14 protein-coding genes and 1 pseudogene are annotated in these 14,891 nt (G+C 62.8%); 9 read left to right on the top strand and 6 right to left on the bottom strand.

The annotated features are described in order from the left end of the window. Positions 1-36 precede the first annotated feature (36 nt). From NTD88_RS25880 to NTD88_RS25860, 5 genes and pseudogenes are all read left to right on the top strand, one after another. A pseudogene (locus NTD88_RS25880) lies at positions 37-1,410 on the top strand (phosphomannomutase/phosphoglucomutase); the annotation flags it as partial. A gap of 30 nt (positions 1,411-1,440) precedes the next feature. After that, positions 1,441-2,349 carry an acetylglutamate kinase gene (argB, locus tag NTD88_RS25875; RefSeq protein ID WP_095158964.1) on the top strand — a complete coding sequence of 303 codons (909 nt, stop codon included), beginning with the start codon at positions 1,441-1,443 and terminating at the stop codon, positions 2,347-2,349. Between the two features lie 84 nt (positions 2,350-2,433). Next, entirely contained in the window at positions 2,434-3,114 is a 681-nt protein-coding gene (locus NTD88_RS25870) for a CsgG/HfaB family protein (protein ID WP_110969771.1), read from the top strand. 27 nt (positions 3,115-3,141) lie between these two features. Continuing rightward, positions 3,142-3,513: a DUF4810 domain-containing protein gene (locus NTD88_RS25865; RefSeq protein WP_262156519.1), complete on the top strand. Its 372-nt coding sequence runs from the start codon at positions 3,142-3,144 to the stop codon at positions 3,511-3,513. Beyond that, positions 3,510-4,175, top strand: a complete 666-nt coding sequence (locus tag NTD88_RS25860) for a DUF799 domain-containing protein (RefSeq protein ID WP_262156518.1) — start codon at positions 3,510-3,512, stop codon at positions 4,173-4,175. The genes NTD88_RS25865 and NTD88_RS25860 overlap by 4 nt, the downstream gene beginning before the upstream one ends. A 41-nt stretch (positions 4,176-4,216) precedes the next feature. On the opposite strand, the gene pyrE is transcribed toward NTD88_RS25860, so the two are convergent. After that, on the bottom strand, positions 4,217-4,858 hold the full coding sequence (gene pyrE / locus NTD88_RS25855; RefSeq protein ID WP_095158960.1) for an orotate phosphoribosyltransferase: 642 nt from the start codon (positions 4,856-4,858) through the stop codon (positions 4,217-4,219). A gap of 81 nt (positions 4,859-4,939) precedes the next feature. Here pyrE and NTD88_RS25850 point away from each other — a divergent pair, with 81 nt between their 5' ends. Beyond that, complete coding sequence (locus NTD88_RS25850) at positions 4,940-5,719, top strand: exodeoxyribonuclease III (protein ID WP_095158959.1); 780 nt, start codon at positions 4,940-4,942, stop codon at positions 5,717-5,719. Positions 5,720-5,773: 54 nt separating this feature from the next. Here the strand turns inward: NTD88_RS25850 and rph are convergent, their stop codons facing one another. Beyond that, a complete protein-coding gene (gene rph / locus NTD88_RS25845; RefSeq protein WP_262130700.1) occupies positions 5,774-6,496 on the bottom strand; it encodes a ribonuclease PH in 723 nt (240 codons plus the stop codon). A gap of 261 nt (positions 6,497-6,757) precedes the next feature. Between rph and NTD88_RS25840 the strand changes: the two genes are divergently transcribed. Further along, entirely contained in the window at positions 6,758-7,621 is an 864-nt protein-coding gene (locus NTD88_RS25840) for a YicC/YloC family endoribonuclease (RefSeq protein WP_110969776.1), read from the top strand. 13 nt (positions 7,622-7,634) lie between these two features. Next, on the top strand, positions 7,635-8,255 hold the full coding sequence (gmk, locus tag NTD88_RS25835; protein WP_262130702.1) for a guanylate kinase: 621 nt from the start codon (positions 7,635-7,637) through the stop codon (positions 8,253-8,255). Positions 8,256-8,276: 21 nt separating this feature from the next. Here the strand turns inward: gmk and NTD88_RS25830 are convergent, their stop codons facing one another. From NTD88_RS25830 to NTD88_RS25815, 4 genes are all read right to left on the bottom strand, one after another. Beyond that, on the bottom strand, positions 8,277-9,830 hold the full coding sequence (locus tag NTD88_RS25830; RefSeq protein ID WP_095158955.1) for an APC family permease: 1,554 nt from the start codon (positions 9,828-9,830) through the stop codon (positions 8,277-8,279). A 105-nt stretch (positions 9,831-9,935) separates the two neighbouring features. Then, positions 9,936-10,715, bottom strand: a complete 780-nt coding sequence (locus tag NTD88_RS25825; protein WP_095158954.1) for a gamma-glutamyl-gamma-aminobutyrate hydrolase family protein — start codon at positions 10,713-10,715, stop codon at positions 9,936-9,938. A 14-nt stretch (positions 10,716-10,729) separates the two neighbouring features. Continuing rightward, positions 10,730-12,223 carry an aldehyde dehydrogenase gene (locus NTD88_RS25820; RefSeq protein WP_262156517.1) on the bottom strand — a complete coding sequence of 498 codons (1,494 nt, stop codon included), beginning with the start codon at positions 12,221-12,223 and terminating at the stop codon, positions 10,730-10,732. A gap of 18 nt (positions 12,224-12,241) precedes the next feature. After that, on the bottom strand, positions 12,242-13,624 hold the full coding sequence (locus NTD88_RS25815) for a glutamine synthetase family protein (RefSeq protein WP_095158952.1): 1,383 nt from the start codon (positions 13,622-13,624) through the stop codon (positions 12,242-12,244). 242 nt (positions 13,625-13,866) lie between these two features. Here NTD88_RS25815 and NTD88_RS25810 point away from each other — a divergent pair, with 242 nt between their 5' ends. Further along, positions 13,867-14,739 carry a LysR family transcriptional regulator gene (locus NTD88_RS25810; protein WP_095158951.1) on the top strand — a complete coding sequence of 291 codons (873 nt, stop codon included), beginning with the start codon at positions 13,867-13,869 and terminating at the stop codon, positions 14,737-14,739. Positions 14,740-14,891: the final 152 nt, after the last annotated feature.

Here is a 14,891-nt window from a genome sequence, read left to right as displayed (position 1 = left end):
TGGAGTTCCGTGATGAACGATATGGCCCAACTGATCCCCGCACTGCCTGACAGCATTTTCCGCGCCTACGATATCCGTGGTGTCGTGGGAGATACCCTGCACGCCGAAACGGCTTATTGGATTGGACGCGCCATCGGTGCACAGAGCCTGGCCCAGGGCGAACCGAACGTGTCGGTTGGTCGCGACGGCCGCCTGTCCGGACCGATGCTGGTGGAACGGCTGATCCAGGGGCTGGTCGACGCCGGTTGCCAGGTCAGCGATGTCGGCCTGGTGCCGACACCCGCGCTGTACTACGCCGCCAACGTGCTCGCCGGCAAATCCGGCGTGATGCTCACCGGCAGCCACAACCCGCCGAACTACAACGGTTTCAAGATCGTCATCGCCGGCGACACCCTGGCCAACGAACAGATCCAGGCGCTGCTGACCCGGCTGAAAACCAACGACCTGAGCCGCGGTGAAGGCAAGGTCGAGAAAGTCGACATTCTCCCGCGCTACCACCAGCAGATCGTCGGCGACATCAAGCTCGCCAAGCGCCTGAAAGTGGTGGTGGACTGCGGTAACGGCGCCGCTGGCGTCAACGCCCCGCAACTGATCGAAGCACTTGGCTGCGACGTCATCCCGCTGTTCTGCGAGGTCGACGGCAATTTCCCCAACCATCACCCGGACCCGGGCAAGCCGGAAAACCTGGTAGACCTGATTGCCAAGGTCAAGGAAACCGGCGCCGACCTCGGCCTGGCCTTCGATGGCGACGGCGACCGCGTCGGCGTGGTGACCAATACCGGCAGCATCGTCTACCCGGACCGCCTGCTGATGCTCTTCGCCCAGGACGTGCTGGCCCGCAACCCCGGCGCCGAAATCATCTTCGACGTCAAATGCACCCGCCGCCTGACCCCGCTGATCGCCGAATACGGCGGCCGCTCGCGGATGTGGAAGACCGGCCACTCGCTGATCAAGAAGAAAATGAAGGAAACCGGCGCACTGCTCGCCGGTGAGATGAGCGGACACATCTTCATCAAGGAACGCTGGTTCGGTTTCGACGACGGCATCTACAGTGCCGCGCGTTTGCTGGAGATCCTCAGCAAGTCCGCACTGGACGCCGAAACCCTGTTCGCCGGCTTCCCGAATGATATTTCCACACCGGAAATCAACATTGATGTGACCGACGAGAGTAAATTCGCCATCATTGATGCACTGCAACGCGACGCCGACTGGGGCAAAGCCGACCTGACCACCATCGACGGTGTGCGAGTCGATTATCCCCACGGCTGGGGCCTGGTCCGCGCGTCCAATACCACACCGGTACTGGTGCTGCGTTTCGAGGCCGACAACGAAGCCGAACTGCAGCGAATCAAGGCTGTTTTCCACGCGCAACTCAAGCGCGTTGCCCCTGACCTGCAACTACCGTTCTGACCGAACCACTTGTTCCAATTGGAGCCCTGCATGACCCTCGATCGCGATGCCGCTACCCATGTCGCCCAGGTACTGTCCGAAGCGCTGCCTTACATCCGACGCTTTGTCGGCAAGACCCTGGTGATCAAGTACGGCGGCAACGCGATGGAAAGCGAGGAGCTGAAAACCGGCTTCGCGCGCGACGTGGTCCTGATGAAGGCCGTCGGCATCAACCCGGTGGTCGTCCACGGTGGTGGCCCGCAGATCGGTGACCTGCTCAAGCGCCTGTCGATCGAAAGCCGTTTCGTCGATGGCATGCGCGTCACCGACGCCCAGACCATGGACGTGGTGGAGATGGTTCTCGGCGGCCAGGTGAACAAGGACATCGTCAACCTGATCAACCGTCACGGCGGCAGTGCCATCGGCCTGACCGGCAAGGACGCTGAGCTGATCCGTGCGAAAAAGCTCACCGTCACCCGTCAGACCCCGGAGATGACCACGCCGGAAATCATCGACATCGGCCACGTCGGCGAAGTCGTTGGCGTCAACACCGACCTGCTGAACATGCTGGTCAAGGGTGACTTCATCCCGGTCATCGCGCCCATCGGCGTAGGCCCGAACGGCGAGTCCTACAACATCAACGCCGACCTGGTTGCCGGCAAGGTCGCCGAGGCTCTGAAAGCCGAGAAGCTGATGCTGCTGACCAACATCGCCGGCCTGATGGACAAGCAAGGCACCGTGTTGACCGGCCTGAGCACCGAGCAGGTCGATAGCCTGATCGCCGACGGCACCATCTACGGCGGCATGCTGCCGAAGATCCGTTGCGCACTGGAAGCGGTCCAGGGCGGCGTGCACAGCTCGCACATCATCGACGGCCGCGTACCGAACGCCGTTCTGCTGGAAATCTTCACCGACAGCGGCGTGGGCACCCTGATCACCAACCGCAAGCCGCGTCAGTAATACCTTTCAATGAGAAGCCCGCTACCAGGCGGGCTTTTTCATGATCGCTTGAACCGTTTTCTGTGTTTATTTGGGAGAAACAGCGTGAAATATGCTTCACATGGACTCGTGCTGGCAGCCGCCATCGCTTTCGGGTCGTTGGCAGGTTGTGCAACAGAAACATCCAGAGCGGTCGCCGTGCAGCAGGTCGAAAGCGTCAGCCGCCCCTACAGCGGTGTGCGTGCGCCTATCGCGGTCGGCAAGTTCGACAACCGCTCCAGCTACATGCGCGGCATCTTCTCCGACGGCATCGACCGTCTCGGCGGTCAGGCGAAGACCATCCTCATCACCCACCTGCAGCAGACCAATCGCTTCAACGTGCTGGACCGCGACAACATGGGCGAAATCCAGCAAGAAGCGGCCATCAAGGGCCAGGCCCAGCGTCTGAAAGGTGCGGATTACGTGGTGACCGGTGATGTGACCGAATTCGGTCGCAAGGAAGTCGGCGACCATCAGCTCTTCGGCATCCTCGGTCGCGGCAAGACCCAGATCGCCTACGCCAAGGTTGCGCTGAACATCGTCAACATCAGCACCTCCGAAGTGGTCTATTCCAGCCAGGGCGCGGGCGAGTACGCCCTGTCCAACCGCGAAATCATCGGTTTCGGCGGTACTGCCAGCTACGACTCGACCCTCAATGGCAAGGTGCTCGACCTGGCCATGCGCGAAGCCGTGAACAAGCTGGTCGACGCCGTGGAAAGCGGCGCCTGGAAACCTGTCACCCCTTAAAGACTCTACGCACAAGGACGAACCGTAATGAGTACGGCAACCCTGAGCTGGCGCGCAGTCGCCGGCGTTCTGCTGGGCAGCATCCTGCTGTCCGGCTGCACCGGGCCAAAAACCCTGTACCAGTGGGAAAGCTACCAACCGCAGGTCTATCAGTACTTCAAGGGCGAATCGAAAGAAGCCCAGGTCGAAGCACTGGAAGGTGATCTGCAGAAAATCCGCGCCAAGAACGGCGCCGTTCCTCCGGGCTACCACGCCCAGCTTGGCCTGCTGTATTCGAGCCTCGGCAAGGATGATCAGATGGTCCAGCAGTTCCAGACGGAGAAAGCGCTGTTCCCTGAATCGGCGGCCTACATGGACTTTCTGCTGAAAAACGCACGCCAGGGAGTGGCCAAACAATGATCCAGCATCTGTTCAAACTGGCGGCGAGCGCCTGCATCCTCGCGCTGTTCGCCGGCTGCGCTCACCAGCAAAAGAGCGTCGATTACTCGGAATACAAGCAGGCCAACCCGCGCTCGATTCTCATCCTGCCGCCGCTGAACGAGTCGCCGGATGTGAAGGCGACCTACAGCATGCTGTCGAACGTGACCTATCCGCTGGCCGAAGCCGGGTATTACGTGCTGCCGGTGGCGCTGGTCGATGAAACCTTCCGCCAGAACGGCATGACCACGCCCAGCGACATCCACCAGTTGCCCACCAACAAGCTGCACGACATCTTCGGTGCGGACGCGGCGCTGTATGTCACCGTGAGCGACTATGGCACGCGTTACATGGTCATCAGCAGCGCAACCATCGTGACGGCCAAGGCCAGCCTGGTCGACCTGCGCAGCGGCAAGACCCTGTGGACCGGTGCGGCCACGGCGTCCAGCCAGGAGAATCAGAACAACAGCGGAGGCGGGATTATCGGCCTGCTGATCACCGCTGCGGTCAATCAGATCATCAGCAGCGTGCAGGACGATGCCGGCTACCCGATTGCCGGGATCACCGGTGCACGTCTGCTGACCCCGTACAAGAACGGCGGCATCCTCTACGGACCCCGCTCGCCGAACTACGGAAAAGACTGAGCCAAATGAAAACGGGCCGCTTGAAGCGGCCCGTTTTCATTTCAGACGCCGAATTGGGCGCGGTAGGCTTCCACCGCCGGCAGGTGCTGCTTGAGCGCCGGATCGTCGGCGAGGAACTCAAGGACCTGGGTCAGGGAAACGATGCTGACCACCGGAATGCCGAAGTCGCGCTCCACTTCCTGGATCGCCGACAGCTCGCCGTTGCCGCGCTCCTGGCGGTTCAACGCGATCAACACGCCAGCGGCCTTGGCCTGCTGGCCCTGGATGATCTGCATGACTTCGCGGATCGCGGTGCCGGCGGTGATCACATCGTCGATGATCAGCACCTCGCCGGTCAGCGCCGCGCCCACCAGGCTACCGCCTTCGCCGTGGTCCTTGGCTTCCTTGCGGTTGAAGCACCATGGCACGTCAAGCTGGTGCTGCTCGGCCAGGGCCACTGCGGTCGCCGCGGCAAGGGGAATACCCTTGTAGGCCGGGCCGAACAGGACATCGAACGGAATCTTGCTGTCGACGATCGCCGCCGCATAGAAACGTCCGAGCTGGGCCAGGGCCGAGCCACTGTTGAACAAGCCGGCATTGAAGAAATACGGGCTGGTACGACCCGACTTGAGAGTGAACTCACCGAAGCGCAGAACCCCGCGATCGATGGCAAAACGAATGAAGTCGCGCTGATACGGCTGCATGAAGAGTCCCGGATTACCACGGATTTAGCTAATTGAGTAGAGCTCGGGTATCATACACGCACGTGATTTTTGGGGCCATTTATGCGGATCATCAGTGTGAACGTTAATGGCATTCAGGCTGCGGTCGAGCGTGGTTTGCTCAGCTGGCTGCAAGCTCAGAATGCCGACGTCATCTGCCTTCAGGATACCCGCGCCTCGGCCTTTGAACTCGACGACCCGGCTTTTCAGCTAGATGGCTACTTCCTTTATGCCTGCGACGCAGAAGTACCCGCCCAAGGCGGCGTGGCACTTTATTCGCGGTTGCAGCCCAAGGCAGTCATCAGCGGCCTGGGCTTCGAGACAGCCGACCGCTACGGACGTTACCTGCAGGCCGATTTCGACAAAGTCAGTATTGCAACCCTGTTGCTGCCTTCCGGGCAGAACGGCGATGAAGACCTGAACCAGAAGTTCAAGTTGATGGACGACTTCGCCAAGTACCTGGACAAGCAACGTCGTAAACGCCGCGAATACATCTATTGCGGCTCGCTGTACGTGGCGCAGCAGAAGCTCGACATCAAGAACTGGCGCGACAGTCAGCAGTCGCCAGGCTTCCTCGCCCCGGAACGCGCGTGGATGGACGAGATCGTCGGCAACATGGGCTATGTCGATGCCCTGCGCGAAGTCAGCCGCGAAGGCGACCAGTACAGCTGGTGGCCAGATAACGAACAAGCCGAGATGCTCAACCTGGGCTATCGCTTCGACTACCAGTTGCTGACCCCCGGCCTGCGCCGCTTCGTACGAAGCGCACGCCTGCCGCGCCAGCCGCGCTTCTCGCAACACGCGCCGCTGATCGTGGACTACGACTGGACGCTGACGATCTGATCGTCAGCCACAAAAAAGCCGACCCTTGGGTCGGCTTTTTTATTGAGCGATGGCTCAGTCAGCCAGCGACACCTTTTGCAGCTCGAACAGATCGGCCATGCCTTTCTGCGCCAGCTCCAGCATGGCGTTGAGTTCCTGCGGCTGGAACGGCGCGCCTTCGGCGGTGCCCTGGACTTCGATGAAGCCGCCAGCGCTGGTCATGACCACGTTCAGGTCGGTTTCGGCAGCGGAGTCTTCGAGGTAATCCAGATCCAGCACCGGCTCGCCCTGGTACATGCCCACCGAAACGGCAGCGATCATGTGCTTGAGCGGGTCGCCGCCTTTCAGGCCGCCACGTTTCTTGACCACACGCAGCGCATCGACCAGGGCAACCATGGCGCCGGTGATGGACGCGGTGCGGGTGCCGCCGTCGGCCTGGATCACGTCGCAGTCGACGTACAGGGTGATGTCGCCCAGTTTGCTCATGTCCAGCGCGGCGCGCAGCGAGCGACCGATCAGGCGCTGGATTTCGAGGGTGCGGCCACCCTGTTTGCCACGGCTGGCTTCGCGCTGGTTACGCTCACCGGTGGAGCGCGGCAGCATGCCGTACTCGGCGGTCAGCCAGCCTTGCCCCTGGCCTTTCAGGAAGCGTGGAACACCATTTTCGACGCTGACCGTGCAGACGACTTTGGTGTCGCCAAACTCAACCAGTACCGACCCTTCGGCGTGCTTGGTGTAGTTGCGGGTGATGCGGATCGAGCGGAGCTGATCGGCAGCGCGACCACTTGGACGTTTCATAGGGGATACCTGTACTGGGTTCGAATCTGCCGAGCATTATAGAGCGCCAGGCCGCGACTGGACATGCCTGAGCGCGAAAGGCCCGCCCGCCGCCCGTCGCACGGCTCAAACCCCGCGCACATCGGGCTTCGACAGGTTTTTGTCGGCGTTCAGCGCAGTGTTTGTCACATCCGTTTATGGGAGCCGGCAGCGCACTGCGTTACAATCCTGCGCCTTTGCAGCCTGTCGGCTTTCCCTTCATCTATCTGCGAGGTACTTCCCATGGTGCACAGCATGACCGCCTTTGCTCGTGTCGAACGAGCCGGGACCCAAGGCACCCTGATATGGGAACTGCGCTCGGTCAACCATCGCTACCTTGAGCCGCACCTGCGCCTGCCGGAAGCCTTCCGCGATCTTGAAGGCGCCGTACGCGAGTCGCTGCGCCAGGGGATTTCCCGCGGCAAGGTCGAGTGCACCCTGCGCTTCAACGAAGAAAACGCCGGCAAGCCGTTGCAGGTGGACCGTGAGCGCGCCGCACAACTGGTGGCCGCCGCCGAGACCGTGGCCAGCCTGATCAAGCAGCCGGCACCGCTCAATCCCCTGGAAGTGCTGGCCTGGCCCGGCGTGCTGGTCGCCGATGCCAACGACCCGCAAGCCTTGAACGTCGAAGCCATCGAGCTGTTCGACGCGGCGCTCCAGGAGCTGAAAAATGGCCGTAACCGCGAAGGCGCGGAACTGGCCCGGCTGATCAACGAGCGCCTGGACAACATGAGCCAGGAAGTCACCACCCTGCGCGCGCTGGTGCCGCAGATGCTCGCCGCCCAGCGGCAGAAGATCCTCGACCGCTTCAGCGACATGCAGGCCGAACTCGACCCGCAACGCCTGGAGCAGGAAATGGTCTTGCTGGCACAGAAAAGCGATGTTGCCGAAGAACTCGACCGCCTCAGCACGCACGTCACCGAAGTGCGTCGGGTGCTCAAGTCCGGCGGTGCAGCGGGCCGGCGCCTGGACTTCCTGATGCAGGAGCTCAATCGCGAAGCCAACACCTTGGGCTCCAAAGCCTTCGACCCACGCAGCACCCAATCGGCGGTCAACCTCAAGGTTCTGATCGAGCAGATGCGTGAACAAGTACAGAACATCGAGTAAGGCCACCCCCATCATGAAACACAGCAGCGGCACCCTGTACATCATTTCGGCCCCGTCCGGCGCGGGCAAGACCAGCCTGGTCAAGGCCCTGACCGACGACCTGAACCACATCCGCGTGTCGGTTTCCCACACCACGCGGGCCATGCGTCCGGGCGAGCACAACGGGGTGAACTACCACTTCGTCGACCGCGCCGAGTTCGACCGCCTGAACGCTCAGGGCGACTTCCTCGAGCAGGCCGAAGTCTTCGGCAACTGCTACGGCACCTCGCGCAGCGCGCTGCAGCAGACCCTCGATGAAGGCCATGACCTGATTCTGGAAATCGATTGGCAAGGTGCGCAACAGGTGCGCGACCAGATGCCGGGCACTCGCTCGATTTTCATCCTGCCGCCGAGCCAGCAGGCGCTGCGCCAGCGCCTGACAAACCGTGGCCAGGACAGTGACGAAATCATCGAAGGTCGGATGCGCGAAGCGGTCAGCGAGATGAAGCACTACGACGAATACGAGTACGTCATCATCAATGACGACTTCGCCACGGCGCTGGAAGACTTGAAAGCGGTGTTCCGCGCCAATCGCCTGCAGCGCGAAAGCCAGCAACAACGCCACGGCGAGCTGCTCAAGCAACTGCTGGCTTGAGCCCTCGCCGTCCCGGCCGCCTCAGCGGCGGCTCGGGATGGTTGCGTGACGGCGCAGCGTCATGCCAAGGAAGAACGCCGGCGCGCGCAGACGCGAGAGCAGCATCAGGACGATGCCCAGCAGCAGGATGATCATCGCGATCACGAACACCAGCCCCAACCCGCCCACATGCGAACCGCTGCCGAACGACGGCGAGGCGCTGTCGATTGCGGTCTGAACGAAGATCACCGAAAGAATCCCGCCGCCCAGCAACGGGCACACGCCTCTCATCATGAAGTGCCGCGCGCTGTCCATCAGGCTGTGGCGGAAGTACCAGACACAGGCGAACGCCGTCAGCGAATAGTAGAAGCAGATCATCATGCCCAAGGCTGTGATGGTGTCCGCCAGCACGTTTTCGCTCAAGGTGCGCATGGTCACGTAGAACACACCGGCGGCGATGCCGGCGCAGATGGTGGCATAACGCGGAGTCTGCGAGCGCGGGCAGATGCGCGCGAAGCGCTCTGGCACGGCGCCGTAGTAGCCCATGGCGAGCAGAGTGCGGGCCGGGGAGACGAAGGTCGATTGCAGCGACGCGGCGGTACTCGCCAGCACGGCGATGGACATCAGGATTGCCAGCGGGCCCATGACTGGACCTGCGAGGTGAGCGAAGACGTTTTCCTGGATCCGTGGATTGCCCAGGCCCAGCCCTACTTCGCTGATACCGGCGAATTGCAGCGTGGCGATAGCGGTGACCAGGTACAGGCCAAGGATCAGCAGTACGGTCAGGGTCGCGGCGCGGCCAGGCACTTCATCGCTGCCCACCGACTCTTCGCTCATGGTCAGGCACACGTCCCAACCCCAGAAGATGAAGATCGACAGCGACAGGCCGGCGGTAAAGGCCGAGAAGGACTCGACGCCGAACGGGTTGAACCAGTCCATCTGGAAGTTCATCGGCGGTTGCTCGGGGGTCGAGCCGCCGAACGCCGCGATGGCGAAACCTATCAGCACCAACAATTGCAGCGCCACCAGGCCGTACTGCACCGCCATGGTCGTGCCGATGCCGCGACAGCAGATCCACACCGCCATGGCGATGAACACGCAACAGGTGATGACGTTGATCAGCAGGTTGTCGCTGAGCGCAGCCACCTCGTGGCTGCCAGTGAGTTGCCCGAGGAAGAGATAGAAGAAGTCCACCGCCACACCGGCCAGGTTGGACAGCACGATGGTCGTCGCCGTGACCAGGCCCCAGCCGCCGATCCAGCCGATCATCGGGCCAAAGGCGCGAGCCGACCAGGTAAAGGAGGTGCCGCTGTCCGGTTCGGCCGCGTTCAGCTCGCGATAGCCGAGGGCTACCAGCAGCATCGGCAGGAAGCCGACGATGAACACCGCCGGCAAGTGCGCGCCGACTTCGCGGACCGTTGGACCCAGCGCGCCGGTGAGGGTGTACACCGGGGCGATGGTGGAAATGCCGAGCACGATACTGGCGAGCAGTCCGAGCCGGCCCTTGGCCAGCCCCTTGGATGCTCCGGATGTGCCGGCGCTTGCGCGAGCCTGCCCCGCCGTACTCGGGGTCAGGCTTGCCTGGAAATCGCTCATGAGTAGTTGCCGTCGCTATTGGTATTGTTTTTCAGGGCATCAATTGATGCCCGCACTCAATGAATCTGCCGGATCGGCCTGGGCGCAAACGTCGCTCCCGAGGCGTTACAGGCTCGCCTCGCGGTAGCGCTGACCACCGGCGTAGGCATTACAGGCTGCACGGAACGCCTGAAAAAGACGCAACGAAACCGGGTTTTCGGCATAACGCCATTCCGGATGCCACTGCACTCCGACCACAAAGCCGGGCGCATCCTCCATGGAAACTGCTTCGATCAACCCGTCCGGGGCCAATGCCTCGACACGCAAGCCCTCAGCCAGGCGGTCGATGCCCTGGCTGTGGAGCGAGTTGACCATGAACTGCTGCGGTAACCCCAGTCGCTCGAATTTCCCATCGGGTTCGACCGTCACCAGGTGACGCGGGCTGTACTGTTCTTCGAGCGGGGCGTCCTGCGGCTCGCGGTGGTCCAGATAGCCGGGCAGCTCCTGGACACGCTGGTGCAAGCTTCCGCCCAGGGCCACATTGAGCTCCTGGAAACCACGGCAAATGCAGAACACCGGCACGCCGGCGGCAATCGCCGCCTGCAGCAACGGCAGGGTCAGCCGGTCACGAAACACGTCGTGCCGGGTGCCTTCGACGCTGGGGGCGCCATTGTAATGATGCGGCTCGACATTTGAAGGCGAGCCGGTAAAAAGAATGCCGTCGAGGCGTTCCAGCAGGCGCTGCGGGTCCAGCGCCTCGGTGAGCGCCGGCAGGATCAGCGGCACGCCGGCAAACGCGGCGGCCTCGACGTATTTGTCGCCCACGGTGTGGGAGGCAGTGTTGCCCAGCATCTGACGGCATGCAGTGACGCCGATCAAAGGCGTCTTGCGCAAATCCTGCTTCATCGATCCAGCCTCCCTTAGAGCTTGATCCAGGTCGCCTTGAGTTCGGTGTATTTGTCGAACGCGTGCAGCGACTTGTCGCGGCCGTTGCCCGACTGCTTGAACCCGCCAAACGGCGCAGTCATGTCGCCGCCGTCGTACTGGTTGATCCAGACGCTGCCGGCGCGCAGGGCGCGAGCGCTGCGATGGGCCTTGGAAAGGTCCGAGGTCCACACCGCCGCGGCCAGGCCGAACGGCGAGTCGTTGGCGATGGCGATCGCTTCTTCGGCGCTGTCGAAGGTGATGACCGACAGCACTGGACCGAAGATTTCCTCGCGGGCGATGCGCATGGCGTTGTTCACGCCATCGAAGATCGCCGGCTCGACGTAGACGCCGCAGGTGTCTTCAAGCACACGGCGGCCACCGGTGACCAGGGTCGCGCCATCGGCCTTGCCGGCCTCGACGTAGCCCAGCACGGTGTCCAGCTGGGTGGCGTCGACCAGCGCACCGACGCGGGTTTCCGGCTCCAGCGCATGGCCTGGTTTCCAGGCCTTGAGCGCCTCCACCACCATCGGCAGGAACTGCTCCTTGATCGAGCGCTCCACCAGCAGGCGCGAACCGGCGATGCAGACCTCGCCCTGGTTGAACGCGATAGCGCTGGCGGCGGCTTCAGCCGCGGCCTGCAGGTCCGGCGCGTCGGCGAAGACGATGTTCGGGCTCTTGCCGCCGGCCTCCAGCCAGACGCGTTTCATGTTCGATTCGCCGGCATACACCATCAGTTGCTTGGCGATGCGGGTCGAACCGGTGAACACCAGAGTGTCGACGTCCATGTGCAAGGCCAGGGCCTTGCCGACGGTGTGGCCGAAACCTGGCAGCACATTGAGCACACCGGCCGGAAGGCCGGCTTCCACCGCCAGTTGGGCGATGCGGATGGCGGTCAGCGGAGATTTTTCCGACGGCTTGAGGATCACCGAGTTGCCGGTGGCCAGGGCCGGGCCGAGTTTCCAGCAGGCCATCATCAGCGGGAAGTTCCAGGGCACGATGGCGGCAACCACACCCACCGCCTCGCGGGTCACCAGGCCAAGCTGGTCAGGCGCGGTCGGCGCGACTTCGTCGTAGATCTTGTCGATCGCCTCGGCGTTCCAGCGGATGGCGTTGGCCGCCGCGGGAATGTCGATGCTCAGCGAGTCGGCGATCGGCTTGCCCATGTCCAGGGTTTCCAGCAACGCCAGCTCGCGGGCGTTGGCCAGCAGCAGGTCGGCGAAGGCGATCAGCACGCGCTTGCGCTGGGCCGGCGCCTGCTGCGCCCAGACGCCGCTGTCGAAACTGCGGCGCGCGGCAGCGACTGCCAGCTCGGCGTCGGCGGCATCGCAACTGGCGACGGCGGCCAGGGCACGGCCGTCCACCGGGCTGATGCAGTCGAAGGTCTCGCCAGAGGCGCTTTCGAGGTATTCACCGTCGATGAAGGCGCGCCCCTCGATGCGCAGTTGCTGGAAGAGGGTTTCCCATTGTTCGCGGGTCGGAATTGTCATTGTTCTGTTCTCCGGGCATCACACGGTATGCAGGTACCAGTTGTATTCGAGGTCGGAAATCGACACCTCGAACTCCGCCAGTTCGCTTTCCTTGCAGGCGACGAAAATATCGATGTAGTCGGGGCTGATGTACTGGTTCAGGACTTCGCTGTCGTCCAGTTCGCGCAGGGCATCGCGCAGGTTGTTCGGCAGGCTCTGTTCCAGTTGCTCGTAGGAATTGCCTTCGATGGGCGCGCCCGGTTCGATCTTGTTGGTCAGCCCGTGGTGAATACCGGCGAGGATCGCCGACATCATCAGGTAAGGGTTGGCGTCGGCGCCGGCCACGCGGTGCTCGATGCGTACGGCGTCGGCGCTGCCGGTCGGTACACGGACGGCCACGGTGCGGTTGTCCAGGCCCCAGCTCGGCGCGTTGGGCACATAGAACTGCGCGCCGAAGCGGCGGTAGGAGTTGATGTTCGGGCAGAGGAAGGCCATCGACGCCGGCATGGTTTCCAGCACGCCGCCGATGGCGTGGCGCAGGGCGTCGTTCTGCTCGGGGTCTTCGCTGGTGAAGATGTTCTTGCCGGTGGCCTTGTCCAGCAGCGAAATGTGCACGTGCAGGCCATTACCGGCCTGGCCCGGGTAGGGCTTGGCCATGAACGTGGAGTCCATTTCATGGTCGTAGGCGACGTTCTTGATCACCCGCTTGAGCAGCAGCGCGTAGTCACAAGCTTTCAGCGGATCGGCGACGTGATGCAGGTTCACTTCGAACTGCGCCGGGGCGCTTTCCTTGACGATCGCGTCGGCCGGGATGTCCTGTTCCTTGGCGGCTTCGAGAATGTCCTGCAGGCAATCGACGTATTCGTCGAGGTCGTCGATCAGGTAGACCTGGGTCGATTGCGGACGCTTGCCGGAAATCGGCGAACGCGGCGGTTGCGGGCGACCGTTCAGGTTGTCCTGGTCGATCAGGTAGAACTCCAGCTCGAACGCGGCGCAGATGGTCAGGCCCAGGGCGTCGAACTTCTCGATAACGCCACGCAGCACTTCGCGCGGGTCGGCGAAGAACGGCTTGCCGTCCATCTCGTGCATGGTCATCAGCAACTGCGCGGTAGGACGCTTCTGCCAGGGCTCGAAGCTCAGGGTGCCGGGGATCGGGTAGCAGATGCGGTCGGCGTCGCCGATATCCAGGCCCAGGCCGGTGCTTTCCACCGTTGAGCCATTGATGTCCAGGGCGAACAGCGACGCGGGCAGGTTGATACCCTTTTCGTAGACTTTGACCAGGCTCGCCCTCTCGACGCGCTTGCCGCGCACCACTCCGTTCATATCGGCGATCAGCAGATCGACGTACTGCACCTCAGGGTGGGCCTTTAGAAATTCGGCCATTTCGTCAACGGGGATGGCGCACGGAGAGACCGACGTCATGGCTAGGCATCCTTTAGAGTTTTTATTGGGGCAGCGATGTAGGGGGGTAATGCGGGTATTCGGGGCGGCGATGGCTGGCTTTTATTCTCGGGATTTCCATCGTGGGGAACGGCTGGCGCGTCATCTATCGGACGAGCGTTCCAGGTTCTGCGGCATCACGCCTTGCTAGACGGCCACCGTCGCACTATAGAATGGCCCCCACGCAACAGACATTGGCATTTTGGCAAGCAAAGAGTGCATCGATGCAATATCAGATCAGCCATGCCGACCTCTCCCTGGTTCTCGCCCTGGTCCGCGGACGCTCCCTGGCCAAGGCGGCAGAACTGCTCAAGGTCGACGTTTCCACGGTGTTCCGCTCGATCCGGCGGATGGAGGCCGCGCTCGGCACCGCGTTGTTCGTTAAAAGCCGCAAGGGCTACATCCCCACCGGCACCGCCCAGGCCCTGGCCGAACAGGCCGAGCGCGCCGAGCAGGCGCTGGACGCCGCACGCGTGGCGCTGGCCCATGGCGAACAGGTGGTCAGCGGCACTGTGCGCCTGACCTGCACCGACGCGGTATTGCACAGCCTGCTGCTGCCGGCGCTGGCCGAGTTCATGCCGGCGTACCCGGCACTGTCGCTGGAGCTGGCGACGTCCAACACCTTCGCCAACCTCAGCCGCCGCGACGCTGACCTGGCCTTGCGCCTGACCAACTCGCCGCCCGAGCATCTTGTAGGACGCTGCCTGGGTTCGGCTTCTTATGTAGTGTGCGGTCGCGAGGAATTTCGCAGCCGCTTGACCGAAGCGCCCGCCAGCGTGCCGTGGATCTCGCCGGACGATTCCATGCAGGATCACCCCACGGTGGTCTGGCGCAGCGAAAAACTGCCCGGCGTAATGCCGCGCTACCGCTGCAGCGGCATTTCGTCCATCGCCCAGTTGGTCAGCGCCGGCCTCGGTGTGGCCGCGCTGCCGGACTATATGGCGCACACCCTGCCGGGGGTCGAGCAACTGAGCGAAGCGCTGCCCGGTTGCGATACCCAATTGTGGCTGCTGACCCGCCCGGATTGCCGGGCATTGCGCTCGGTCCAGGCACTGTTCGACGAACTGACCCCGCGTTTGCGCAATGCGTTGATCTGACAGGTCGCGCAAGACAGTTGTAATAGACGCTTACAAGTAGGTATCGTCGGCATATCCGGGGCTCGAACCGAAATCAGCGCTTCCCTAACGGCTGGTGATTTTTTAAACTATCGAGTCCGCTCGCCCATTTGGGCAGAACACCGCATTCGCTA

The sequence above is a fragment of the Pseudomonas sp. 20P_3.2_Bac5 genome, assembly GCF_025466035.1.
GTDB lineage: Bacteria > Pseudomonadota > Gammaproteobacteria > Pseudomonadales > Pseudomonadaceae > Aquipseudomonas.
The sequence above is the reverse complement of the archived record's forward strand: the minus strand, read 5'-3'. Positions and strand labels throughout refer to the sequence as shown.